The 22,734-nt window shown below is 53.6% G+C and carries 25 protein-coding genes; 9 read left to right on the top strand and 16 right to left on the bottom strand.

Annotation, left to right across the window (positions count from 1 at the left end):
• Nucleotides 1-53: 53 nt before the first annotated feature.
• The 7 genes from RHH27_RS08730 to RHH27_RS08700 all read right to left on the bottom strand — a co-directional run bounded on the left by RHH27_RS08730 (nucleotide 54) and on the right by RHH27_RS08700 (nucleotide 6,452).
• Complete coding sequence (locus RHH27_RS08730) at nucleotides 54-386, bottom strand: hypothetical protein (protein ID WP_206199824.1); 333 nt, start codon at nucleotides 384-386, stop codon at nucleotides 54-56.
• Between the two features lie 98 nt (nucleotides 387-484).
• The gene (locus RHH27_RS08725; protein WP_206199823.1) at nucleotides 485-1,888 is read right to left on the bottom strand and encodes a PP2C family protein-serine/threonine phosphatase; all 1,404 of its coding nucleotides are present in this window, start codon (nucleotides 1,886-1,888) and stop codon (nucleotides 485-487) included.
• Nucleotides 1,889-1,979: 91 nt separating this feature from the next.
• Complete coding sequence (locus tag RHH27_RS08720) at nucleotides 1,980-3,281, bottom strand: MFS transporter (RefSeq protein ID WP_206199822.1); 1,302 nt, start codon at nucleotides 3,279-3,281, stop codon at nucleotides 1,980-1,982.
• Nucleotides 3,278-4,105: a DNA repair protein RecO gene (gene recO, locus RHH27_RS08715; RefSeq protein WP_302678072.1), complete on the bottom strand. Its 828-nt coding sequence runs from the start codon at nucleotides 4,103-4,105 to the stop codon at nucleotides 3,278-3,280. The genes RHH27_RS08720 and recO overlap by 4 nt, the downstream gene beginning before the upstream one ends.
• A gap of 64 nt (nucleotides 4,106-4,169) precedes the next feature.
• Entirely contained in the window at nucleotides 4,170-4,490 is a 321-nt protein-coding gene (locus tag RHH27_RS08710) for a nucleotidyltransferase family protein (protein WP_302678071.1), read from the bottom strand.
• Nucleotides 4,487-4,900, bottom strand: coding sequence for an HI0074 family nucleotidyltransferase substrate-binding subunit (locus RHH27_RS08705; protein WP_302678070.1), 414 nt, complete (start codon nucleotides 4,898-4,900; stop codon nucleotides 4,487-4,489). Before RHH27_RS08705 ends, RHH27_RS08710 begins: the two co-directional genes overlap by 4 nt.
• A 25-nt stretch (nucleotides 4,901-4,925) precedes the next feature.
• Nucleotides 4,926-6,452 (bottom strand): UbiD family decarboxylase, encoded by a 1,527-nt coding sequence (locus tag RHH27_RS08700; RefSeq protein WP_302678069.1) that lies wholly within the window; start codon nucleotides 6,450-6,452, stop codon nucleotides 4,926-4,928.
• Nucleotides 6,453-6,516: 64 nt separating this feature from the next.
• Here RHH27_RS08700 and lpxA point away from each other — a divergent pair, with 64 nt between their 5' ends.
• Genes lpxA through RHH27_RS08685 form a run of 3 tightly spaced genes read left to right on the top strand, consistent with a single transcriptional unit; the run spans nucleotide 6,517 to nucleotide 9,352 of the window.
• Complete coding sequence (gene lpxA / locus RHH27_RS08695; protein ID WP_206199817.1) at nucleotides 6,517-7,320, top strand: acyl-ACP--UDP-N-acetylglucosamine O-acyltransferase; 804 nt, start codon at nucleotides 6,517-6,519, stop codon at nucleotides 7,318-7,320.
• A gap of 54 nt (nucleotides 7,321-7,374) precedes the next feature.
• Nucleotides 7,375-7,908 carry a hypothetical protein gene (locus RHH27_RS08690; protein ID WP_206199816.1) on the top strand — a complete coding sequence of 178 codons (534 nt, stop codon included), beginning with the start codon at nucleotides 7,375-7,377 and terminating at the stop codon, nucleotides 7,906-7,908.
• A gap of 7 nt (nucleotides 7,909-7,915) precedes the next feature.
• Nucleotides 7,916-9,352, top strand: a complete 1,437-nt coding sequence (locus tag RHH27_RS08685) for a serine/threonine-protein kinase (RefSeq protein ID WP_302678068.1) — start codon at nucleotides 7,916-7,918, stop codon at nucleotides 9,350-9,352.
• 7 nt (nucleotides 9,353-9,359) lie between these two features.
• Here the strand turns inward: RHH27_RS08685 and RHH27_RS08680 are convergent, their stop codons facing one another.
• Both RHH27_RS08680 and RHH27_RS08675 read right to left on the bottom strand, forming a co-directional pair.
• The gene (locus RHH27_RS08680; RefSeq protein ID WP_302678067.1) at nucleotides 9,360-10,058 is read right to left on the bottom strand and encodes a DUF1995 family protein; all 699 of its coding nucleotides are present in this window, start codon (nucleotides 10,056-10,058) and stop codon (nucleotides 9,360-9,362) included.
• A gap of 5 nt (nucleotides 10,059-10,063) precedes the next feature.
• Nucleotides 10,064-10,393, bottom strand: coding sequence for an Hpt domain-containing protein (locus tag RHH27_RS08675; protein ID WP_302678066.1), 330 nt, complete (start codon nucleotides 10,391-10,393; stop codon nucleotides 10,064-10,066).
• Nucleotides 10,394-10,596: 203 nt separating this feature from the next.
• On the opposite strand from RHH27_RS08675, the gene argC reads away from it, so the two are divergent.
• Nucleotides 10,597-11,649, top strand: a complete 1,053-nt coding sequence (gene argC, locus RHH27_RS08670) for an N-acetyl-gamma-glutamyl-phosphate reductase (protein ID WP_206199812.1) — start codon at nucleotides 10,597-10,599, stop codon at nucleotides 11,647-11,649.
• A 3-nt stretch (nucleotides 11,650-11,652) separates the two neighbouring features.
• Here the strand turns inward: argC and RHH27_RS08665 are convergent, their stop codons facing one another.
• The 3 genes from RHH27_RS08665 to hemH all read right to left on the bottom strand — a co-directional run bounded on the left by RHH27_RS08665 (nucleotide 11,653) and on the right by hemH (nucleotide 13,367).
• Entirely contained in the window at nucleotides 11,653-11,823 is a 171-nt protein-coding gene (locus RHH27_RS08665) for a hypothetical protein (RefSeq protein WP_206199811.1), read from the bottom strand.
• A 6-nt stretch (nucleotides 11,824-11,829) separates the two neighbouring features.
• A complete protein-coding gene (locus tag RHH27_RS08660; protein WP_302678065.1) occupies nucleotides 11,830-12,120 on the bottom strand; it encodes a hypothetical protein in 291 nt (96 codons plus the stop codon).
• Between the two features lie 80 nt (nucleotides 12,121-12,200).
• The gene (gene hemH / locus RHH27_RS08655; protein ID WP_302678064.1) at nucleotides 12,201-13,367 is read right to left on the bottom strand and encodes a ferrochelatase; all 1,167 of its coding nucleotides are present in this window, start codon (nucleotides 13,365-13,367) and stop codon (nucleotides 12,201-12,203) included.
• A 120-nt stretch (nucleotides 13,368-13,487) separates the two neighbouring features.
• On the opposite strand from hemH, the gene RHH27_RS08650 reads away from it, so the two are divergent.
• From RHH27_RS08650 to RHH27_RS08640, 3 genes are all read left to right on the top strand, one after another.
• Nucleotides 13,488-15,080, top strand: a complete 1,593-nt coding sequence (locus tag RHH27_RS08650; protein WP_302678063.1) for an Hsp70 family protein — start codon at nucleotides 13,488-13,490, stop codon at nucleotides 15,078-15,080.
• Between the two features lie 12 nt (nucleotides 15,081-15,092).
• Nucleotides 15,093-15,356, top strand: a complete 264-nt coding sequence (locus RHH27_RS08645) for a DUF3146 family protein (protein ID WP_302678062.1) — start codon at nucleotides 15,093-15,095, stop codon at nucleotides 15,354-15,356.
• 65 nt (nucleotides 15,357-15,421) lie between these two features.
• Entirely contained in the window at nucleotides 15,422-15,625 is a 204-nt protein-coding gene (locus tag RHH27_RS08640; RefSeq protein WP_011058047.1) for a hypothetical protein, read from the top strand.
• Here the strand turns inward: RHH27_RS08640 and RHH27_RS08635 are convergent.
• From RHH27_RS08635 to RHH27_RS08625, 3 genes are read right to left on the bottom strand one after another with little or no spacing between them, the layout of a single operon-like run.
• Complete coding sequence (locus RHH27_RS08635; RefSeq protein WP_302678061.1) at nucleotides 15,603-16,748, bottom strand: tyrosine-type recombinase/integrase; 1,146 nt, start codon at nucleotides 16,746-16,748, stop codon at nucleotides 15,603-15,605. The genes RHH27_RS08640 and RHH27_RS08635 overlap by 23 nt on opposite strands.
• Nucleotides 16,723-19,029, bottom strand: a complete 2,307-nt coding sequence (locus RHH27_RS08630) for a heavy metal translocating P-type ATPase (RefSeq protein WP_302676121.1) — start codon at nucleotides 19,027-19,029, stop codon at nucleotides 16,723-16,725. Before RHH27_RS08630 ends, RHH27_RS08635 begins: the two co-directional genes overlap by 26 nt.
• A gap of 23 nt (nucleotides 19,030-19,052) precedes the next feature.
• Entirely contained in the window at nucleotides 19,053-20,033 is a 981-nt protein-coding gene (locus tag RHH27_RS08625; RefSeq protein WP_302678060.1) for a bestrophin family protein, read from the bottom strand.
• 187 nt (nucleotides 20,034-20,220) lie between these two features.
• Between RHH27_RS08625 and RHH27_RS08620 the strand changes: the two genes are divergently transcribed.
• Nucleotides 20,221-20,430, top strand: coding sequence for a chlorophyll a/b-binding protein (locus tag RHH27_RS08620; RefSeq protein WP_302676119.1), 210 nt, complete (start codon nucleotides 20,221-20,223; stop codon nucleotides 20,428-20,430).
• 227 nt (nucleotides 20,431-20,657) lie between these two features.
• Nucleotides 20,658-21,395, top strand: coding sequence for a hypothetical protein (locus RHH27_RS08615; RefSeq protein WP_206199802.1), 738 nt, complete (start codon nucleotides 20,658-20,660; stop codon nucleotides 21,393-21,395).
• On the opposite strand, the gene RHH27_RS08610 is transcribed toward RHH27_RS08615, so the two are convergent.
• Nucleotides 21,384-22,661: a hypothetical protein gene (locus RHH27_RS08610; RefSeq protein ID WP_302678059.1), complete on the bottom strand. Its 1,278-nt coding sequence runs from the start codon at nucleotides 22,659-22,661 to the stop codon at nucleotides 21,384-21,386. The genes RHH27_RS08615 and RHH27_RS08610 overlap by 12 nt on opposite strands.
• Nucleotides 22,662-22,734 lie beyond the last annotated feature (73 nt).

Genomic DNA, 22,734 nt, shown 5'->3' with positions numbered 1-22,734 from the left:
TGTGCTCCAAAGGGACTTTATATTATAGTTTTCCCTATCGTGGCGTAGAGCACCTAATACTCATCTCCCGTAGTCTCCATGAAGAGCCACTCTGCCAGTCCCGGACTATGTTCCCCAAGGATGGACATTGCCTCTTGAAAGCGGCTACGTTGCACATTGGCCTTGCTGATGCGTTCCGGATACGTAGTCATCAAGAGATAGGGTTGGCTTTCGCTGGATTGGACAAAGGTTTCCACACCAGTAACAAGGGGATGGATTTCAAAAAAATGGTGGAGCGTCATTGCTTGATTCAGCATTTTCGCTTCGACAAGACCCAAATAACGGGTGAGGGTATCCCAAATGGCCTCATCATCGCAGCGGAAGCTGACCTCGACAAAGTAGCGCATCCCCACCTCACACGCCTCTGTGGCTATCTTAACCGTTTGTATTGATCTTATTGTCAAGATGCTTGGGGTGACTGCTGGCGAAGCGGCGGCTCTATCCCCTATTGGTCAATGACTCGCAGAATCACCAACGTCATATCATCGCTGCGCCGGCCATTGGCATTGGTAAAGGCATCAACGGCATCGAAGATGTAGTCTAATAAGGCCTGAGCGCCCAAACCCTTGGCACAGCCCTCTTTGAAGACTGCTGCGAGGCGCTCTTCCTCAAAGCGTTTACCTTTCGGATTATCGGCTTCTGTGATGCCATCCGTGTAGTAAACCACCGTGTCGCCGGGTTGCAGTCGCACTTCTGCCTCTTGATATTGGCTGCGAGTATCCAAACCAATAAGCATGCCGTAGGTGTCTAGCCGATGGATAGTCCCCGTTTCAGCCCGCCACAGCAGGGGGGGAAGGTGAGCCGCATTACTGTAGGCCAAGAGCCGGGTTTGGGGATTGTACTCAGAGTAAAAGAGGGTAACAAAGCGATGGGAGCTTTCTAAATCCGGCTGCATCGCCCGATTGAGGTGCTGCAAAATTCGACTGGGACGGTGACCATTGAGGGCTTCTGCCCGCAGCATGCCGCGGGTCATGGTCATGATCAATCCGGCCGGTACCCCCTTACCCATCACATCCCCAATGGCAATGCCCCAACGGCCTTGCTCGATCTCCTTTTGATCACCGAGGCCATAGGTAATGGGGATAAAGTCATAGTAGTCTCCCCCCACCCAACTGGCGGTGCGGCACTCGGCGGCTAGCTCGAGGCCGTGGATTTTGGGGCAGCGGTGGGGCAAGAGTCGCCGTTGAATTTCTGCCCCAATTTCCAGTTCCCGATCCAAACGCTGGCGATCGCGCAACTTCAGAGCCAACTCATCATTGGCAATGGCCACGGCTGTTTGATCCGCGATCACCTGCAACAGTTGCTGCCGTGTTTCATTCCACTCGTATTCGGGTTGCTGACTAAAAACGTAGAGCCGCCCCCGCTCCGTGAGTCCCGAATCCTTGACGAGAATCGCCGTGCCGTAGAACTGAATGCCTTGGGGGAGACGTTCTCGCAGTTGCTGATCCAAAAGTTGCTCAAGCCGAGGACGGCTGATCTCGCGATCGCTCCCCGCATCAATTGCAGCCATACCAACGCTATTGGCAAGGGTGCGGGTGGCCGTTTCTAGGGCGGCGCGAATATTGGGACACTGATCGCTGGCGTGACAATGGAGTTGTTCAAGACGAGCCTGACCATCGGCGCGAAATAAAACCAGGGCCGCGGCCTCCGCCTCCGTCACGCGGCAGGTAATCAGCGGGATCAGTTCAAAAAATTGATTCAGGTTGTTGAAACTCCGCAGCGCAAAGCTCAGGGAGGCCAATAGCTCCTGAATTTTACTATTTTCCCGCTGTAACCGCGACACCATTTCCTTGAGGGCGATCACAGGGCTAGAGGAGGTTGTAGAGGATGAGGGGAAGGCAGGTGACATGGTAAGTTACGCCAGCAAAAGCGTCAATTGACTCTACAGCGTAGCGCAAAAAACGTCAAGATGAAAGGATTTAAGATTTTTTATGGAACTTTTAGAGCAGGCCGCCAGTCACCATGCCGTTGCGATGGTTGAGGGTCATCAGCGTCCCACCAAGGGCGATCGCCCCTCCCAAGCCAATGAGTACGGGTTGCAGCCCCCACCACGTCTCCGCTAAACCAACCACCGCCAAGGGCACACTGAGGGCAATATTCACGAGGTTATTTTGCAGGCCAAAAATCGCCCCTCGCTGTTCGGCTGGGGTCATCAGTTGAATTAAGGTTTGCATTGGAATCGCCACAAAGGCGGCAAAGAAGCCCAAACCAATGATGTAGCCCATGCTCCAAGCCAAAGAATCTAGACTCAAGGACAGACCAACAAACATGCCCCCCATGCCCCAACAGCCCAATAAACTCGACCAGCCGTAGGCAAAGTGCTTGCCCACTGTATTCAAAAGCAGTGCCCCTAGCCCGAGTCCGCCGGCCGCAGCCGCCAAAAGAAACCCAAATTGATCCGTATCGAGGCTGGGTAAGACCTCCGCAAGGCGCACCACCAAAACCGACATCGCCGCGACAATGGCAAACAGCAGGATGAGTTGCAGCAGGGCAAAACGCAGGGCTGTATATTCCTGCAAAAGCTGAAGGCCTTGGCGGAGTTCTTGCCACACTTGACGATAGCGGCTTGGTGGCAGATGACACTGATCCGGTGGCCGCAGCAGCATGAGTAGGAGTGCTGCCCCGCCATAGCAGGCACTGACAAAGACAGCCCCACCCCACTGGGAGTGCCAGTGGCTCGCAAGATTCAAAAGCGGCTCACCCGCAGCGAACCCCACCACGAGAGCAGCCATCATCGTCAGGGTATAGAGGGAGTTGGCCGACAGCAGATGGGACTTATCCACCAGCAGCGGAATGGCTGCCTGTTCTGCGGGGGCAAAAAATTGGGTTAAACAGGAAATCGTAAACGTGATCAGCAACAGCGCCATAAACCCAAACCATTGCCCGGCGCCAAGGAGAATCGTGATCGGAATCCCTAAGACAAGGAGGGCACGGTAGAGATTGGTCACGATAAGTACCTGTTTTTTCGACCAGCGATCCACCAGCACCCCCGCCACCGATCCGAGGAGAATGGCCGGAATCGTAAAGGCCACCATAATTGCTGACACCCAGCCACTAATACTCTGGTCTGCCGCTTGGAAAAACTCTGTAGTGAGGGCAATTACAAATACAAGGTAAATTTTGTCAGCCAACTGTGAGCAGACCTGCGCCAACCAAAGAGCAATAAAATTGCGGTTTTGCCAGAGGGGAGGCACCGGTGGTAGGGGGAGATCTATGCGAATGTCTTGCTGCTCAATGGTCATGGCTGGGACACCGCAACAGGTGAAAAACAATGATCAAGGAGGGGAGGCACCTGCAGCGTTTGCTCAAGGTGAAATTGCAGGTACTGGCGCAATATGCGTTCAAGGGACAGCCAAACACTGAGGGGATAGGCCTCAGCTTGGGCAAGGAATTCATCCCGTGCCAAGGATGGGGTGGTGGGCAGTGCAAGCCATTGCCCGAGGCGCACTTCAGTCGCTGTCAGTTGGCGATCGCCCCCCGAAGATCCCCTGTCGTTCCCTTCTTCTGTAAGGATAAAAACGCCACCGCTGGCAAAACTAAAGCCCACCCGCCAGTCGGTATCCGCTGCAGGCACAGCAATTTCGCAGCCACTTTCATGGCACTGGTACCATTCTGGGGCAATGCCCCCCAATCGCAAGATGCCCCACAGGCCGCGCACCAATAGCGCTAGGGCAGCGCGACTCGAAACCCCCTGAAGTTGGTCTAAGGTGGTACAGAGCCAATCAAAGAGATCCGGTTGAGGCTGCTGCGGATGGACTTGGTAGAGCACCACCTCACCGAGATATTGGGCAGCGGTCAGAGTGGTCAAGTGGCTGTTGAGGCCTTGGTAGGTGGCGACTGTTTCTGCTTGCAGAATGCGATCTAAATTGCGGCCAAGACTAATAAAAAGGTCATTGACGACAAACAAATCCACCCGTCCGCCCAGTTTCGAGCGGCAGCCACGGCTATGGGGGGCGACTAACTTCAACAGCCCGCGATCGCGACTAAAGACACTGAGCAGGCGATCGCTTTCCCCCAGGGGCATGGCCTTGAGGTTAATGCCAATTGTGCGGTAGGTGCGACCCATCCCAAGTATCCAGACAATAGCGGCAGATTGTTCGCCTATCTTTTAGCCTATCGCGGCCTGTCCCCTAAACAGTGATCAACTTGTTGCGGGCAAACCATTCCACCCCATGCTGGTTAATCTCTTCCCGTAGGGTTGCATTCTCAATACTGTGATAGATGAGGAGATCCACCCGTTGGGCAATGGGCAGTTCAGCGATCGCCTCGGCAAGGGCAGCTTGATCACTAAGGGTGAGGTTCTCGCCAAAGAGGGCAATATCAATATCCGAAGTTGTTCTGAAGGTACCGATCGCCCGTGAGCCAAAGAGGACGATTCGTTCTACCTTGGGATTGGCCGTTAGAGTGTCAATGATGGCTTTGCGTTTTTCTGGGGTGAGTCCGTCCGTCATTGTTGATATTTTTCCTGTAAGCAGTTGTACAGTTTCCGAAAAACAGGAGTCAACCTGTGTTTGATCAGTCGTTCCGCCTCTTTTGTCGTTTGCTCTTCGTAGGTATGGCTCAAGAGATTTCGCTTTGCCAAGGCATCTAGCAGTATCTCCGTGTCTTCCTCGGTGAGATAGCCTGTCTCAAAGGCCTTGCGAATAGCTTCTCTGGGAGTTTTCACATCCAGCCCCTCATAAAAAAGAAGGTCTTTCAATGTTTTCCACGCTAGCTCAAGGGTGAACTCAAACATTTGTACCAGACCGGCTCGCTCTAGTTCCGAATACTCCTCCTGAGCACAGGCGGTTTCTAGGCGGATTAGGACACGACCAAAGTTCTGCAACCGCTGTTGCCAACGCATCGCATCTCTATTCGTCATGTTTTATGAACCGTTGTTTCTTCGATTATCGCCAACGAAAGGCGGGGTCTAGCTCATAGCCGAACCGCGTCGCATCTACGGCTGTTAGGTCAATATCGCCAAGGCCATATTCCTGCCAGCGTTCTGTGACTCGCCGTGCCACCTCAGGATCCGATGTGAGGGGATCGCCCCAAGGATGGTCTGTTTCTGGAGGAATTTTCGTGGTGGCATCAATGCCCATGCGTCCCCCAAGGCCGATTTTTTCGCTGGCAAAGTCAAGGGAGTCAAAGGGGGTATCTCCCAAAATAAAGACATCGCGGCTGGGATCCACCTTGGAGCTGATCGCCCACACCACCTGACGCGGATCACGAATATTGATCTCTTTGTCCACAACAATCACAAACTTGGTGTAGGTAAATTGGGGTAGGGCACTCCAAAAGGCGAGGGCAGCGCGGCGTGCTTGGCCAGGATAGGCTTTGTCAATGGAAATAATCGCCGCCTTATAACTGAGGGCTTCCATGGGCAAAAAGAAGTCCACAATCTCCGGTACCTGCTGCCGCAGAATGGGTGTGTAAATGCGGTTGAGGGCAAGGGCAATCATCGCCTCTTCCTTGGGCGGGCGGCCACTAAAGGTGGTGAGATAGATGGGATTGCGGCGATGGGTCAGGCAGTGGAAATGAATGACGGGCGAATCTTCTACACCACCGTAGTAGCCCATGTGATCGCCACAGGGGCCATCGGGCAAAACTTCACCGGGGGTAATGGTGCCCTCAAGGACAAATTCTGCGTGGGCAGGCACCTCCAAATCAACGGTTTTGCACTTGGCCAAATGAATGCCCCCACCGCCATAAAGCCCGGCAAAGAGCCACTCCGACAAATCCACGGGAATTGGCGTTGCCGCCGCCATGATGATTAGAGGATGCACCCCCAAGGCCACAGCCACTTCTAAGTTTTTGCCACGGGCGGCAGCTTTGCGGAGATGGCGTGCCCCTCCCCGCACTGAAAGCCAATGCACGGTCATGGTGGTTGGGGATTGCAGTTGCAAGCGGTAAACCCCGACATTGGGAATGCCCGTCTCACAGTCTTTGGTAATGACGAGACCAAGGGTAATAATTTTGCCTGCATCCTTGGGGTAGGGGTGAATCAGGGGCAGTTGCCGTAGATCCAAATCGGGGGCTTTGATCACCACCTGCTGACACGGGGGTAACAAATCGCGACTCGGCTTGGCACGGACAACATCAAAGAGAATTTTGCCGAAATCAAGGGCTTGACTCAGGGTTTTGGGCGGCTTCGGCTGTTGTAGCTTAGCCAACTTTTCCCCTAGGGTTTCCAGGTCTAGGGGGTGTTCCATTTTCATGGCCCAGCACACCCGCTCTAGGGTTCCCAAGAGATTAATGGCGACGGGATAGGGGGAACCAATGACGTTTTCAAACAGTAACGCTGGCCCGCCGGCAGCCAACAGGCGGTTACAGATTTCCGCCATCTCCAGATCGGGATCAACGGGTACGGTGATGCGTCGCAGTTGTTGCCGCTGTTCTAAAAGCTGGAGATATTGCCGCAGGTCGTTCGTCATCGGGGATCAAAATCGCTTAATCTCTTTTATGTTAAGAATCTTTAGCCAATCGTGCAGGAAGGTCATGGCGGTTCATCCCACGGCGGTGATTGAGGCGGGTGCCCACATTGGGGAAGAGGTAGAAATTGGTCCTTTTTGCTATGTGGCGGCCACGGTGGAGATTGGACGCGGTACGCAGTTGGCTCCCCATGTCACTCTGTTGGGATATACCCGTCTTGGCGAGAACTGCAAAGTGCATAGTGGGGCGGTGATTGGCGATCTCCCCCAAGATGTGGCTTATCAAGGGGGGATTAGCTATGTCCACATTGGCGATCGCTGTACGTTGCGCGAGGGGGTAACCATTCATCGGGGAACCCAACCAGAAACCGTCACCCATGTCGGGCATGATTGTCTGCTGATGGCCCACAGTCATTTGGGTCACAATGTTTATGTGGGAAACCATGTGACGATCGCCAATAATACTTTGATTGCCGGGTATGCCCATGTGGGCGATCGCGCCTTTATCAGCGGTAACTGCCTTGTGCATCAATTTACGCGCATTGGGCGCTTGGCCATGCTCTCCGGCGGCACTGCCATTCAAAAAGATGTGCCCCCCTTTTGTATGACCCGCAGCCTGAGTACCAATACGATCATGGGCTTGAATGTGGTGGGTTTGCGGCGAGCGGGCTTTTCGGCTCAAGACCGACAGCTCCTCAAAAAGGCCTTGGATATTCTCTACCGCTCCCAATTGACCACCTCCCAAGCCGTTCAACACCTGCGGGAACAGTTTATCCATCCCCTCATTCAAGAGTTTTGCGATTTTATTAGTGCCTCAGAACGAGGGATTTGCCACTTTGTCCGCCGGGGAGAAGGGGGTGATTTGTCCTGAGGAGGGTCAACTTTTCGAGTACGATCGCCCAACAGACGCTTGCTCCTATTCCCCATGGCTGAAGTGCTGTTATTATCCCTGATGAGCGGTAGCCTCGGTGTCTCAGCACTGCTTTACTATCAGTGGTGGGGCTGGCAGGAGCAACTCAGCCAACAACGCGATGAAGAAGAGGAACAGTTGACCACCTACCCCTCCAAAGAAGAACAGCGTCAAGTATCCCCCAAGCTGGGAGGTTGGGAATTCAAAATCCTGCGATCGCGCCGCAACCAATTTCATGATCCCGATGTCCTGCGCAAAGTCTGCCAAGAGGAAGCCCAAGGGGGTTGGATTTTATTTGAGAAGCTCGACGATCGTCGATTGCGCTTTAAGCGGCCCATGGCCCTGCGGGAAAAAATCAAGCCCAGTGCCAACTACGATCCCTACCGCAGCTACTATGGGTCTCGGTTTGAATGGGAATCTTTGTTGTCCGTGATACTCTTGATGATGATGGCAACCTTACCTGCATATTTGGGCTATCGCTTGGTTATTCTCAGTCAACGCTTAGCCCCACTGCCAACCACTCCTCCATCTGCTCCATTGCGTCCCTAAGGTGCCTATGTCCTCCCTGAGTTTGCTGAGTGTGGGCACAACCCTCCAAGGGGGAAAATATCGCCTCGATGCCCTTTTGAGTCAGGGGGGCTTTGGTGTCACCTATCGCGCCACCCACACCCTGCTCCATCAGCCAGTGGTGCTCAAAACATTGAACTTGCAGCAGGAACCCCCGAAGCGGATTCATGATCTGGGGGAGCGGTTTATCCAAGAAGCGCAGCGCCTTGCCCAGTTTAATCATCCCCACATTGTGCGCGTCAGTGATTGCTTTATTGAGGGGGGGCGTCCCTTCATTGTCATGGACTATATCCCCGGACGCACCCTTGCCCAAGTGATCCAAGAAGAAGGGCCGCTACCGGAAAAAACGGCTCTCCACTATATTCGCCAAGTGGCTAGCGCTCTTGAATTAGTGCATGAGCATGGGCTGCTGCACCGCGATGTCAAGCCCGATAACATCATGCTGCGGGACGGCACAGATCAAGTGGTGCTGATTGACTTTGGCATTGCCCGTGAATACACTGCTGGGGTGACGGAAACAAATACGGGATTGCTCTCAGCAGGTTATGCGCCGGTGGAGCAGTATTTACCCCGCCACCAATGGACGCCGGCAACGGATGTCTATGCCCTAGCAGCAACGCTCTATGCCCTTTTGGCAGGACGCCCTCCTGTGGCCTCGGTCTTGCGCGATCGCGTGCCTCTCGAGGATTTACGCCAGTTTCAGCCCAATCTTAGTCAGCGCACCATTGATGCCATTGAAGCAGGAATGGCTTTGGATGTCCGCGAACGTCCCCAAACGGTGCAGGCGTGGCTGCAACTGCTCATGGGACAGCCCGTGGCGCGTCAAACCACAGCAACGGTAGCGGTGATGCCGCAGTACCGATCCACTATCTTGGCAAATACTCAACCGGAGGGGACAGCCGTCGTTGCTCCCACCAAACAACGCAATTTTTCGCCGTGGCTATGGCTGTTGGGAACGGCAATCTTTGGCAGCTTAGCAGGCATTGGCCTAGGGCTATTTTTGCGCAACCAACCCGTGGACACAGTCACTCCTCGCCCCCCGCGTCCTCAGGAACAGGAATTTCCACCCACCCTGCCGACCATTGTGCCACCTGTAGAGGTGACGCCCACCCCCACCCCGACACCGACGCCAGAGCCGGAACCCACCCCTACGGAACCGACGCCCACCCCAGAGCCAACGGAAACGCCTACCCCTAGCCCGAGTCCTGAGGAAACATCCCCAGAGCCAACGCCGACTCCTCCGCCATCCCTCTCTCCAAAACCCCCAAAGTCCCCAAAGCCCCCAAAGAACGCAGAGCCTCCCGTCGCCCCTCCCACCGCCGTTGAACCATCTCCACCAACACCTACGCCCTCACCGCCACCGACAGAGGCAATGCCCGAGGTGTCACCCCCCCCAACCAGTAACACTGAACCGGCCACCCCTTAAAGATTGGTTAGTTCTGGAGTGCTCGCAAAAAGGCACTCAAGCGACTAAAGACTCCCTGACCACGGGGTTTGCCTTGGGGCGTCAGGGCACGCTCAATGTCTTCACTACTGGGGCGTTGCTCAAATTCTGCTAGGCAGGTGGGGGCGGTTTCACCGTATTGCCAAATTTGCCACGGTTGCGGATAGCAGCGCCAGAGAATGATGGTTTCTGCGAGGGGACGAAGGTAGTAGCAGGGTTCAAGGGTGTTGAGAAATCGCTCCCGCAGCCGCCGACCGGCGTAGCCAATACCAACGACGGCCACATCCTGAAGCCTTGGGTTCAAAAGGATAAAGGGGCGATCGCCCGCCGTTTCACACATCTGCTCAATGGCATTGGCTTCTACAGGGGTTGGGGCAACGATGACAATGGCGCGATCGCTCGCTGTAATGGGTGTCAGTAGTTCATTCACACCCCGCACACTATAGGCAGTTTCACCCCATTCGCGACGGGCAAGGGCGGCAGATCCAGCATCGGCAAAAAAGACCTTGAGATCACGACCTAGTTCCTCAAACAAAGGGAGGTAGCCAGCGGCAAAGGCCATCGCATTGAGATCGGGCAACAGGATCTCGATTTGCAGGCGATTTTTACCCTCTTGAAGCGCCGCTTGGGTGGCCTGTTGAGCTTGGCTGAGGGCAGTCTCCAGACTATCGGGGGGCAGGATCGACATGGGTCTTAAGCGGAGACCTCACTGGCAACGGTGGCAAACAGGCGTTGTAGCTCTTCCACTAGGGTTTTCGCTTGGGCGAGCGTTTGCGGGGTCGTGGATTGTTCCAGTTGGGCAGCGATGGTTTGCATGGCAGTAATGCCAACATTGCCACTGGCGCCCTTGAGATGATGGGCATCCCGCTTGATTTGATCAACGTTTCCCTGATTGACCGCTTCCGCCAATGCTTGGAGACGCTCCTGAGCATCCTCGACAAAGGTTTGCAGCAATTCCATTTCAAACTCGCGATCGCCCCCCGAAAGGGCAGCCAAGTAGTCCCAATCAATTGGCGATGTCATCGATTCACAATTCCCCACAGGTTACTCGTCGTTATTTTAGCCTGTACCAGCCAAGGCAGTTCAAGGGTTAGGCGAGGAAACGCAAGGGGAGATTTGTAATAATTCTTAACTTCTTCAGCGTGGTCTGCCCCCTTGGCGAAACAGGGGATTCGATGGCACTATCGCAGTGGTGAGGCCAACAACAGCGGCAGGATTGAGGAACGATGGGCGATCGCGTGACGGTGGGGATTGTGGGGGCCTCTGGCTATGGGGGCGTCCAACTGGTGCGTTTACTCCTTGACCATCCCCAAGTGGAGATTGCATACCTTGGCGGTGAGGGGAGTGCGGGTCGCCCCTACACGGAGCTATATCCCCATTTGCAGGGTCGGGTGAATCTCACGGTGGAACCCGTATCCGTGGAGGTGATTCGCGATCGCGCCCAAGTGGTGTTTCTCTCGCTGCCCAATGGCATTGCCTGTAAGCTTGCCCCGCAACTCCTTGAGCAGGGCTGCAAAGTGCTGGATTTGTCGGCAGACTATCGCTTTCAGGATTTGAAAACCTACACCCAGTGGTACGGTGAACCAAGGGAAGATGAGGCTACGACCCGACAGGCGGTCTATGGGTTGCCAGAACTCTATCGCGATCGCATTCGCCAAAGTGCCCTCATTGGTTGTCCGGGGTGTTATCCCACCGCTAGCTTGCTGGCTCTAGCACCCTTGATCAAGCAGGGTCTGATTGAACCGAATACGGCAATTATTGATGCCAAGTCCGGTACCTCCGGCGGCGGTCGTCAGGGCAAAATCAATCTCCTGCTTGCGGAAGCTGACAACTCCCTTGCTCCCTACAGTGTTGCTCGACATCGCCACACGCCAGAAATTGAAGCCATTTGTAGCGAATTGGCCGGCCAAAGCGTCCTTGTGCAGTTCACGCCGCACCTTGTCCCCATGCCGCGGGGGATTTTGGCCACTGTCTATGCCACACTGCGGGATCCGGGTCTAGTGCGTGAAGATTTAATCACCATCTACCAAGCTTTTTATCGCCATTCCCCTTGGGTGAATATCCTGCCCCCCGGCCTCTATCCCCAGACGAAATGGGCATGGGGCACCAATGCCTGTTTTATTGGCATTGAGGTGGATGAGCGTACTGGACGCATTATTGTTATGTCCGCCATTGATAACCTAATGAAGGGACAGGCTTCCCAAGCGGTGCAATGCTTGAATCTAATGATGGGCTGGCCAGAAACGCTGGGCTTACCGCAGGTTGCCTTTTATCCCTAGGACTCAAGTTTCATCCTGTTCGACCAAGGGCAGGCGATCGCCCCGTAATAGCTCAGTGCTGCTTGCACTCAAAGACAATCCCATCTGCCATAATCCCTGCCCTAGACACAAAGCCGCCAGAAAGGGAGCGGTACTCAAGCTTAAGAGTAACGTTGTCGGTGTCAAGCCAGCCATCAGGATTTAGGACTCATCACTATCTGAACCATCCGCATCCTCATCAGGAGGAATATTGGCAAAGAGCAAGTGTCGGGATTTCTTCAGTTGCTTCCAAAGCACCTTAATTTGATTGTAGGCCTCCTCAGAGCTGATCTTACCGCCCGTTTCCAGACCACAAATATAGCTCACCCGTTGAGCAAATTCCTGCAAATTGGCATTAAAGGCCAAGTTTTGCGGCGTAAATGCACCATGGTAGCGGCTGGTGGGGAAGAGGAATTTTTCTTTGTCAAATTTCGGTGTGGGCGATTCAGACACAGGGGTAGCCCTTTGCCAATAAGGTTATCCTTATTCTAGCGACAATTTCTAGGGTTCTATGGCAGGAGTTGAGCAAAGTCTCAAAGCAGTCCAAGCATGTGCAATGGCCCTTGACCACTGATTAACTCAATGATCAGGGCTAAAAATCCCAACATTGCCAAGCGTCCATTCCAACGTTCGGCGGCAGAGGTCATCCCCCATTCCCAGCGCTCCTGAGGGTAGAGCTTCACCCGCTTGCGGGACTTATTCACCTCAGCAAAGGTACGCGGTGGTGCTGCAAGAGCATCCTTCACCAGTTGGGCAAGGGCACTAATAAAGCCACTGTGATCATTAAGAGCAGGCACGCGCCGAAAGACTTCAATGCCAGCCTCTTCGGCAATCTCGCGGTACTCGATGTCAATTTCCTGAAGGGTTTCAATGTGCTCTGAAATAAAGCTAATCGGAACAACAACAAGGGTTTTCACCCCTTGAGCGGCCAACTCAGGAATCACATCTTCGGTGTAGGGTTGCAGCCATTCCACAGGCCCCACCCGACTTTGGTAGGCCAACACATGGGTATTGGGGCGATTCAGGGCAGCCATGATGAGCTTCACGCAGGCTTCGATTTCCTCTTGGTAGGGATCCCCTGCTTCGGTGACATAGCTTTTGGGAACGCCGTGGGCACTAAAGAAAATCACGGCTTCGTCAGGGTTGGGGCATTGGTCGAGTTCTTGGCGAATCAAGTCCGCCATAGCCGCCACATAGCCGGGGTGGTTGTACCAAGAGGGGATCAGCGTATAGCGAATCTTTTGCAATTCAGGGTCTTGGTTCCACAAGCTCTCTAGGAGGCGAAAACTAGAGCCACTGGTGCTAATGGAAAACTGTGGGTAAAGGGGTAAAATCACTAGATCGCGAATTTGATCCGCTTTGATTTGGGCGATCGCCTCCTCGGTAAAGGGGTGCCAGTAGCGCATACCAATGTACAAATTGGCCTCAATGCCAATGCGTTCTAGGGCGTCTTTCAGGGCACGGGCTTGCTGTTCAGTCATGCGCCGTAGGGGGGAGCCGCCACCAATTTGGGCATAGTTGGCCTGAGAACGCCGGGCACGACTGGTGGAGATAAACCATGCAAGGGGCTTTTGTAGCCAACGGAAGGGCAGGCGAATGATTTCGGGATCAGAGAACAGGTTGTACAAAAAGGGGCGCACATCCTCGGGGCGATCGGGCCCCCCTAAATTGAGAAGTAGTACACCTGTTTGGCTCGCCATGCCCAAAATCACCTAAATCTTTTCGCGATCGCTTTCTTATTGTGACATACTCTCAGGATCTCAGGGGGAGAAAATCTCGCTAAGGTAGGGATGAGAGAATGCGGTTGATGTGTGCAAACGGTGACCTACGCAATTGATTTTGGAACCAGTAATACGTTGGTGGCGCGGTGGAATTATGCCACCCAAGCAGCCGAAGCGGTAACGCTCTCTGGACTCTCGGTGGGGTTTGGTGAGGTACCGGCGCTCATTCCTAGCTTGGCCTATGTGGAGGATGCCAGTGTTCCTCTGTTCGTGGTAGGGCAGCAGGTGCGCGATCGCGGCTTGGATGGGGTGGGCGATCGTCGCTTTTTCTCGCGGTTTAAGCGGGGGATTGGCGCCACCGTACAGGGCTATTTACCCGAGCTGGATGGCTGTTCTTTGAGCTTTGAAACCATTGGTACGTGGTTTTTGCAAGCCCTGTTGAAGGAACTGAAACACACTAGCGGCGGCGATGTCGAACAGGGGTTGATCTTCACCGTGCCGGTGGATAGCTTTGAAACCTATCGCAGTTGGCTGTTGCAGGTGTGTGAGGGGTTTGCCATTGAGCAAATTCGCCTCTTGGATGAACCCACGGCTGCGGCCTTAGGTTATGGCGTGGCCGATCGCCCGCTGATCTTGGTGATTGATTTTGGCGGGGGCACCCTCGATCTCTCCCTTGTCGAACTCAAGAGCGATCAACGCCAAAGCCGTCCCTTGGGATTTATTCTCAAGTGGGGCGATCGCCAGTGGGCCTCAAGCGACAACCAACGGCCTCGCACAGCGCGGGTGATTGCCAAAGCAGGCTTGAATTTAGGGGGCACGGATATTGACCACTGGATTGTCGATGAGTGGGTAAAACGCGGCATGACCGCCAATAGCCTGCTGCTGCGCCTTGCCGAGCGCTTAAAAATTCAACTCTCGCAGCAGCCCTATGCCCAAGAGGTGTACTTTGACAGCGAAACATTTAACACCCTAGAGATCCGCCTCGAACGCTCGGAACTGGAGGAGCTACTCCATCAGCAGCAATTTTTCCAACGTCTGGATGATGCTCTCACCCAAGTGCTCCAACAGGCACGCCGCCAAGGCATCACCCCCAACACGATTGATGCGGTGCTCCTAGTGGGGGGGACAACGCAAATTCCCGCAGTGCAAAAATGGGTTGCTGAGTATTTTGAGGCCACAAAGATCAACGCCCAACAGCCTTTTACAGCGGTGGCCATGGGTGCTCTAGCAGTGACCCAAGGGCTGGATGTCAAGGATTTTCTCTACCACAGCTACGGCATTCGCTTCTGGGATGCTAAGCTCAACCGTCATGGCTGGCACCCCATTATCCAGCGGGGACAACCCTACCCCATGGGCGAACCCGTGGAATTGATTTTAGGGGCCTCGACGGAGGGACAGCCCAGTATTGAACTGGTGATTGGTGAATTGGGGGACGAGCAAGGGGGTGTGGAGATCTTTTTTGATGGCGATCGCCTGATTACCCGTAGTGCCGGTGAACGCACGGTGCAGCCCCTCAATGACACCCCCCAAGGCAAAACCCTCGCCAAGCTGGATCCCCCTGGCTATCCGGGGAGCGATCGCATTCGGGTCCTCTTTCAAGTGGATGGCGATCGCCAACTGCGGGTTACCGTTGATGACTTGCTCACCCAAGAGCGTCTCATCAATAATCAAATCGTCACCCAATTGCGTTGACCGAATTGCATTGTGGCTTCCCATTCGCTACCCCAAACTACTGCCTATGTCCGCATCATTGCCCAAAGTTGGCAAGAGGGTCACATTCGTGGCCACGTCTGCGCCAGCGAGTACCAGTGGGAATTTTGCTGGCAATTCAGGGCGAAAAAGCTGCAAATCTCCCCAGCCTTTGGGCGTGCTCTGATCAAAGAACCCTTGGGGCGGTTTCTCGAAGCCCAAGACTACCAATTAGAGCCGGGGGGTGATTATGAATTTGTTGTCCGTGCCAAGTTTTAGGTGCGTTCCGCTGTGCCTAAGCTACAATCAGTGAGGAAACCTGTGCTGATATTGCCAGATAGCCTATGTTCTTGAGCGAATTAGCGCCCCTTGTCAAAGAGTTGAGCCAAAAACCCGTTGCCTTTATGGGCGGCTTTGTCTCTGGATTGTTGGGGTTGAGCCTTGATCAAAAGCCAGTCAGCGATTGGCTCAAGCAGTACGGCGACTATCAGCCCCCCAGCCCGCCGCCACCCCCCCCCAGTGACTTCAAGAGCATTCGAATTGAGTAAGGACACGAGCCACTGCCTGCCGTTGATCCCGTAGGGTCAGCCAGCGGTGGTAGGTTTGGGTATGAATCGCCACACTGTGTCCCATCATCCGTGCGGCAACGGTATCGGGTAAGCCATAGTGAATTGTGCGCACCGCCCACGCATGGCGCAAGTCATAGGGACGAAAGGGCAAGCCGTAGCGACGGAACTGTTGATTTACCCGCTGGCCAATGCGTTGGAGGGTTGTTTGGGTCAAATCCGTATTGATCCTCGGCAACTGGGGCGATCGCAAGCCAAACACCTCAACCCACTGGGGAGGAAAGGGCCACACCTGATGGCAACCTGTTTTGGTGGTTTCCTGCACCTCGATCATCCCTGCCGGGTCACCTGTGACGAGCCCACTTAAATCGCAGAAGAACACTTCATGATTGCGCAGGCCATAGGCCGCCATCAAGCCATAGACATAGCGCCACTGGGGATTGGGAATTTGCTGGTAGGCGGCTAGAATCTCCTCATCACTGGGTAACTCCCGTGGTTGGAGCGATCGCCGGGAATAGGTGCCCCAAAACTGAGCTAGGGGAATCGGTAACTCCACCCCTAGGAACCGACAAAACCCTTGAAAGGCGGTACAGGCCACCTGCCGTTGTCGCTTATCAGCGGGGATTTGCTGCAACAGGCCATAGATCAGTTCTGGTAATGAATGGTCGGGATGGGCAGCGGCGGCTTTGAGCAACTGACGCAGATAGGGCGCATAGGCCATCTCCCACGTGGTGCGGCTGCGATCTTGAGCCAGGAAGGCCGTTTCAAAGGCGGCAATTTGCTCTCCTAGGGATAACTCGCCCAGACGCCCTAAGCCCTTGACCCGTTCATAGTCCTGCCAGCGAAAGGTGTTTTCTAGTAATTTGGCGGCAATAATTTTGGCTTCTCGCTCTGCCGCCTTGAGGCCGCTGGGGGTGGCGGGTAACCCTAGACTTAAACGCTGTTGGTGGGGGCGGAGCCGATGGCTGCCCGGTCGTGGCGGCAGGGTACCCCTCAGGCTGAGACGTTGGCCGCGTTGTTCAATTTGCAGACCCAACTGCGCTAGTTTGAGGCGTTGATTGACCTGCTGAAGTTGTTGGTCAAGTTTCTGAGGGGACGTGGCCATTGCTGAGGGACTCAGAACTCAACTCGCTGCCGAAATGACCAAAACTGCGGCGAGGACGTTTTTTCCAAGGAATATCGAGAACCCCCGCTTGGGAGCGGCTACGACTGGACTTGTGCTCAACTTTGACGGGGCGATAGTCCGTGAGGATGCGCAGGCTATTCAGTTCGGCCAAGAGGGTGGCGCCATTGCTAATCAAGACGGCAATCACGGGGTGCAAGCTCAAAAAGACCCCCGCTAAAACCACACTGACATTGGGAATGACCACAAGGGCGATATTTTGATTGATAATGTTCATCACTTCTTGGCTGAGGGCGATCGCCTGCACCAGTCCCTCAAGGCGATTATTCATCAAGAGAAGATCTGCGGTTTGCCGCGCCGCATCACTGCCTTCAGAAAGGGTAATGGAAATATCAGCGTAGGCCATTGCTGCTGTATCATTGAAGCCTTCGCCCACATAGGCCACGACTTTTTCGCCACCATTTTTAAACTTCTCTAGAAGTTCAACTTTGTCCTCTGGCATTTTATTGGTATAGATTTGACCAAGACGAAAGCCAGTGGCATAGCCCACCGCATTGGCGACTTCGTGGTGATCTCCCGTCACCATATAGCACTCAATACCCCGCTGTTGCAGAGCGGCAATCACACTAGCGGCTTCAGAACGCACGGGGTTGCTATAGAACACCAGTGCCACCAGTTCACCATTACAGGCAACACAGACAAGGGAGCGGTTCCAAAGCACGCCTTCATGGGTGCGCAGTTCATCAAGATCAATGGGCACTTGGCGATCGCCCATCCATTGGGGTGTGCCCACCAAAATCTCTTGCCCCTCGACGGTTGCCGCAACTCCCTTACCCGGTTCATAGACCCAGTTGCTATAGGTTCCCCCCTCAATCCCGCGTTCAGCCGCATACTCAAGGATGGCAAGGGCAAAGGGGTGATTGATTGACTGTTCCACAGTTGCCAGCCAATAGAGCAGCGTTTGTTCACTCAGGCCGGGCTTGAGGAGATTGACCCCCACAATGGTTCCCTTCACTTCCGTCAGTGTGCCGGTTTTGTCAAAAACAATGACATTGACTCGTGAGAGGAGTTCGAGGGCGCGGCCATTGCGAAAATACACCCCGACATGGGGCGCATGGGTGAGGGCTGCCAAAATTGCAGTGGGAATAGTAATGCCAATCCCTGAGCCAAAGTCCAATTGCAGAGGGGCGATCGCCCGATGGGCATCCAAGGTGACCCCATAAACAATGGCAGCCACGCCCATTGCGGGCAAAATGGCTTGGTTCGAGATTTCCTCAGCGTAGTTTTCAATGCGAGTATCCAGTTGCGGCGCTTGGCGAGCCAGTTGCAGCGCTTTGCCCACCTGCGTCTCTTCACCAACGGCTTCAGCAACAACGCAAATTTGTCCCCGCACCACAAGGGAAGAGGCCAGCACCGTTTCTTCAGGTTCACAGGGCAATAGATCCGACTCTCCCGTGAGAAACTGCCGCTGAATCACGGCGGATCCCCAGAGCACGGTACCATCCACGGGCACCGCGGATCCGGCGGCCACAATCACGCGATCGCCCACCTGTAGCTCGCGCACAGAGACATTTTGGCGAGTGCCGCCCCGCTCTACCCAATAGGTGCGCTGTTGATCGAGGGGGTCAAAGACTTGGTTTTCCCCCACTTGAGCGGTCATATCCCGCAGTGACCCCCCCACTTGACCCATAAAGGCAGCTAACACCGGCGCCATGTATTCCCCTTGCAGCGTATGCAGAATCGTCCAGAGGGATTCCAGTTGGGTGACGTTGAGATGGCGGTGTTCGAGGCTCTCTAGGGCTTCTTGGAAGGTGGGCAGTGCCACAATCACAATCACAGTGGCGACAATGGCAGGGTAGAAGGGGGTTTGTACTGGTAGTAGCGCCACGATCGCCAGCGCCAAGGTGGGTAGCGCCATTTTCTCGATAAAGTAAGCGGTGTTCCAAGGGGAGTACACCAACTTATCAATGGGCAGCATCCCCGGTAAGGGTAAACGTTCATCTGCTGCGGCCTGAATCAATTGGCCAAAGCGGTGAAGGGGATTGTCAACTTCGGGACTGTATTGAACAATCAGGCTAGCGGCGGGCAAGTTAAGGCGAATTTGTTGCACACTGTCTTCTTGAACAAAGAGAGCTTGCAGTTGCCGCCCATAGCGATCGTCATATTGCAGGCGGGGAATCCGCAACCGCACTCGCCCCGGTAAGTGATGCACCACTTCGTAATGAACCCTTGCTGGCGGCGGGGAAAGCACAGTTGCAGTCATGATCAATTACCCCTAAGGATCGGTTAAGAAAAGGGCTGGGCGGAGCGATGGCCATGGTTCGGCGCACTAATGAGGTCATTGATATTCTGCTGCATGGTTAGGCAAATTGCATCCAAGGGCAGATCATTGAGGTCACGGCCAAAGGGATTTTCGATTTCGATGCCAATTTCTTCAACGCCAAAGAGGGTAAAGGCAATGAGTCCCACCATTAGGCCTGTCCACCATACGAGGTTATCCACCAGTTGAAAGGGTAGCAGCAAGCAATAGAGAAATAATAGCTGCTTGAGATGAATGGCATAGGCAAGGGGCATCGGTGTTTTCAAAATTCGCTCACAGGCACCCATGGCATCCACCAATTGCACCAGCAGTTCATCCATGTAAGTGAGTTGGTACAGGGACAGGGAGCCACAGCGGTGTTGGTGGTGCAGATAGTCCTCAATCCACAGGGCAATGCGCAAGGGGACATTTTGCACCGTTTGTAGCTCTTTGTATTGATGGGGCTTGAGCAGGGGTTCTAATTCGGCAAAGGATTCTCCTCGCAGGTGTTGCTTGGTGGCGATCGCAAACACCCCCACTAAATGAACGGCATCAATTTTGGCTTGGTGATCCTCCGGACTATTTTCGTCAATGGCAGTCCACATCAAGCGGGTTAGGCTGCGGGAATTATTCACAATGTTGCCCCACTGGCGGCGACCTTCCCAAAAGCGCTCATAGGCAGTGTTGGTGCGAAAGACGAGGAGCAACCCCAGCACAATCGAGGGAATGAGACTGCCTAGCACTGGCCAGTGGACATTGATCACATAAAGGTCGATCACCGTCACCAAGACGCCAAAGCCACCGCAAAAGAGCACTTCCGAAAGAATGGCCGGAATGACCGAGCCACGCAAACGCAGCGCCAGACGTAACCATTGCGGCGGTTGCAACAAAAACTTCGCCACGCCCGACCGATCTCGGGGTAATTGGCGTCTGAAGGGGTGAAAACCGAAGAAAGAGAAGCGGCTCATGAATACCAGTGGGCGATTCCCACCCCAATCTTTAGCACACTGGCGTGCTGAAACCGTGTTTTTACCGCAAAGAACAGCCGAAGAGACTGCAAATCTTAAGAAAATCCGTTACCCCTTGCCATTCCCCGCAAGAAGTGTTAAGTTATATTAAGAACATGAAACACTTTGTAACAAACGGAGGACAAAAATGAGAAGCGGCAGCATTATTGATGAACAAGGCAAAATGAACAACTTTGCCATTGAACCCAAAATGTACGTGATGAGTGAGCCGCAGGCTGGGTTTACTCCCTATGCAGAACTCTTCAATGGTCGCTTGGCCATGATTGGCTTTATCTCCCTGCTGGCCTTGGAAGTGATTACGGGTCACGGTCTGATTGGCTTTTTGAATAGCCTCTAGGTCGTCGCTGCGCTCTTAGGCATATCCGTTCTTCAGCAGCCCTTGTGCGGTTAGAAAGAACAAATAACTCATGGAATGGGTCAGCCTGCCTCTCGGGGTGGGCTTTTTGCTTGTAGTCTTTATTGGAATTAGTCTTTATTGGAATTAGTAAATCATAAATTATTGTTTACATCTTGCTTCTATGGACAGAGCTATGTAAACTAACCAAAGAATTGTCTATTTAACCTATGCTGCGAGAAAAAATTTTGCGCATCCTCGGCTACTCGACCAAATGCCTGTGGGCTGATCTGGCAGTTTTGTTCGGTTTGGGTTGTGCAGGCGTGGGCATTGGCTATGGCAATATGGCTGTAGCCACCGGCGGTGTCTCAATTAGTCTCAGTGCGGCTTGGTTTTCCATTCGCGAGAATCAGCAAGCTCTCCTCAGTCAGCAACCTCAAAGGGCGATCGCCCCAAGGGATCAAACAGATGTCAGTTTAGATCACTTCCAGCGAGAATCCCTAGAGCAAATTCTTGATCTATGTCGCAATTTCTACAGTAGAGCGCATTCACAGCTTCCCAGTAATTTCCAAGAGAAAGATGTGCAAGTTGTCCTTGAAAGGCTCTTGAGAAGTACGTTTCCCAACTCGGATATTAGACGGGAGTACCCTATTCCTCAGCCCTACTCCCATGGTCGATTGATTGACTTTATGCTTGTTGATGAGAAGGTTGCAATTGAGGTCAAGGTAGTCTCAGCACAGGGAGGGCGGAATCGGTTATTTAAAGAATTAGCAATAGACCTTGAAGCGTACCGCCATAGTGAAATGAGTTTTAGAAAATTGATTTGTTTTGTTTACGATCCTAATAATCAATTACCCAATCCGCGTGGCTTTGAAAATCACCTGAGGGGCGATCGCGGGGGATTTGAGGTCATCACAATCGTGGCACAAAATCCTTATCAGGCTAATGGAGTCGCTTCAGCGGGATAGGTGAGTGACAATCACGCAGTTTAAGGCCTTGAAAGGATCGCGAGACAATTGCTTTTCGGGCAACACTTTGCTTAATATCTGTCTCAGGGCATTCAGCACCTTTTCCTGCATATCTTCAACCTTGGCCAGTCCTGCCAGTTGATGGACAACGTTATTGCGTTGCTGATAGTAGGCCTCGATCCGCTGGAAGTGAGGAGCAAGATCCGTTGTTTGGGAGTCATACTCTAAAACTGCTAGCAAAAGCTCCCGCGTCACGACATCAAGGAACAGGCGATCGCCATTTTTGCGCTGGTAGCTTCTGAGGTATTGCCAAAGTCGACCCTGATCGTGGTGTTGCAGCAAGTTCAAGCTGCGTTCTCGCGTTGCCCCATCAGTTGTAATGCCAAGGCTCACCGTCTCTTGTACAAAGTATTGCAATAAGTTTTCGTACAAACTCATGGCCAAGATTAGGGCTTCTGCATAGCGCCCCACCGTAAATAGGCCAACAACTTGAAAGTAAGTGTCCCGAAAGAGGGCATGGCGATTGTTCTGCCGCAGTTGGGCGATTTCCTGAAACCAGAGCTTTTCAATCTCAGTTTTGTAGGGGTTGATGGCATCAAAGGCTTGGTGGTAGTTGCGGGCAAGGCGATATTTGCCATAGCGAATCAGTGCTAAGGCCAGAGGAGCCTCAATAGAGCTATGCTTGAGGGAAATTTCAGCCCCTTGGTAGTCATAACTATCCAACTGCTGTTGAATCCCTTGACGATCTAACGCTTGGCGAAAGACATTTAAGTCCACCGCAAATATTCGCTCTTGACCTGGTCGAATTTCTTGGGGATTGCGGGCTTGCCATAGCCGGAGTCGGTGTCGCGTCTCGATCGCCTGTAAAATGCCCCAAGCCGCTTTCATGGCGGGGGTACCAGAGGAACCATTCAGTTCTAGCCAGTCGTTGGAGCCTTGATAATACTTGGCTAGGTGTAGTGCGCGCCTGGCCTCTTGGACGGCGATGACAGGGTTAATTGGGTCTGCGGAGAGTTCCCTGCTGACCACTTTTAGGTGAATTGCCTCCTCGCCAATTTGCAGCTCACTGTGAAGCCAGTCCTTGGTGTCGATCGCCCGTTGTTGAAAGTCTTCTGTGTAGAGCAATAGAACCCGTTTGATCGGCTGCTGTTGGGCTAAAAACTTTGCCAGTGAAACAATGGAGCCTTCTTGGTTGGTTTTCTCAGAGTACGGATCTTGATGACCCACAAAGGAAAGGAGAATGCTACAACCCATAGTGGTTTTCACAGAAGGTCTCTTGTCTATGTTGCCGCAATCGTCCCCTATATTTCAGGCTGTGTCGGATGATGAGACAGCGTTT

This window comes from Thermosynechococcus sp. PP555 (assembly GCF_031583225.1).
GTDB lineage: Bacteria > Cyanobacteriota > Cyanobacteriia > Thermosynechococcales > Thermosynechococcaceae > Thermosynechococcus.
This window is presented reverse-complemented; position numbering and strand designations above follow the sequence as displayed.

Coding starts and splice junctions, on each gene's coding strand:
- RHH27_RS08730 (WP_206199824.1), bottom strand. CDS start 386: ATGCGCTACTTTGTCGAGGTCAGCTTCCGCTGCGATGATGAGGCCATT.
- RHH27_RS08725 (WP_206199823.1), bottom strand. CDS start 1,888: ATGTCACCTGCCTTCCCCTCATCCTCTACAACCTCCTCTAGCCCTGTG.
- RHH27_RS08720 (WP_206199822.1), bottom strand. CDS start 3,281: ATGACCATTGAGCAGCAAGACATTCGCATAGATCTCCCCCTACCACCG.
- recO (WP_302678072.1), bottom strand. CDS start 4,105: ATGGGTCGCACCTACCGCACAATTGGCATTAACCTCAAGGCCATGCCC.
- RHH27_RS08710 (WP_302678071.1), bottom strand. CDS start 4,490: ATGACGGACGGACTCACCCCAGAAAAACGCAAAGCCATCATTGACACT.
- RHH27_RS08705 (WP_302678070.1), bottom strand. CDS start 4,900: ATGACGAATAGAGATGCGATGCGTTGGCAACAGCGGTTGCAGAACTTT.
- RHH27_RS08700 (WP_302678069.1), bottom strand. CDS start 6,452: ATGACGAACGACCTGCGGCAATATCTCCAGCTTTTAGAACAGCGGCAA.
- lpxA (WP_206199817.1), top strand. CDS start 6,517: ATGGCGGTTCATCCCACGGCGGTGATTGAGGCGGGTGCCCACATTGGG.
- RHH27_RS08690 (WP_206199816.1), top strand. CDS start 7,375: ATGGCTGAAGTGCTGTTATTATCCCTGATGAGCGGTAGCCTCGGTGTC.
- RHH27_RS08685 (WP_302678068.1), top strand. CDS start 7,916: ATGTCCTCCCTGAGTTTGCTGAGTGTGGGCACAACCCTCCAAGGGGGA.
- RHH27_RS08680 (WP_302678067.1), bottom strand. CDS start 10,058: ATGTCGATCCTGCCCCCCGATAGTCTGGAGACTGCCCTCAGCCAAGCT.
- RHH27_RS08675 (WP_302678066.1), bottom strand. CDS start 10,393: ATGACATCGCCAATTGATTGGGACTACTTGGCTGCCCTTTCGGGGGGC.
- argC (WP_206199812.1), top strand. CDS start 10,597: ATGGGCGATCGCGTGACGGTGGGGATTGTGGGGGCCTCTGGCTATGGG.
- RHH27_RS08665 (WP_206199811.1), bottom strand. CDS start 11,823: ATGGCTGGCTTGACACCGACAACGTTACTCTTAAGCTTGAGTACCGCT.
- hemH (WP_302678064.1), bottom strand. CDS start 13,367: ATGGCGAGCCAAACAGGTGTACTACTTCTCAATTTAGGGGGGCCCGAT.
- RHH27_RS08640 (WP_011058047.1), top strand. CDS start 15,422: ATGTTCTTGAGCGAATTAGCGCCCCTTGTCAAAGAGTTGAGCCAAAAA.
- RHH27_RS08635 (WP_302678061.1), bottom strand. CDS start 16,748: ATGGCCACGTCCCCTCAGAAACTTGACCAACAACTTCAGCAGGTCAAT.
- RHH27_RS08630 (WP_302676121.1), bottom strand. CDS start 19,029: ATGACTGCAACTGTGCTTTCCCCGCCGCCAGCAAGGGTTCATTACGAA.
- RHH27_RS08625 (WP_302678060.1), bottom strand. CDS start 20,033: ATGAGCCGCTTCTCTTTCTTCGGTTTTCACCCCTTCAGACGCCAATTA.
- RHH27_RS08620 (WP_302676119.1), top strand. CDS start 20,221: ATGAGAAGCGGCAGCATTATTGATGAACAAGGCAAAATGAACAACTTT.
- RHH27_RS08615 (WP_206199802.1), top strand. CDS start 20,658: ATGCTGCGAGAAAAAATTTTGCGCATCCTCGGCTACTCGACCAAATGC.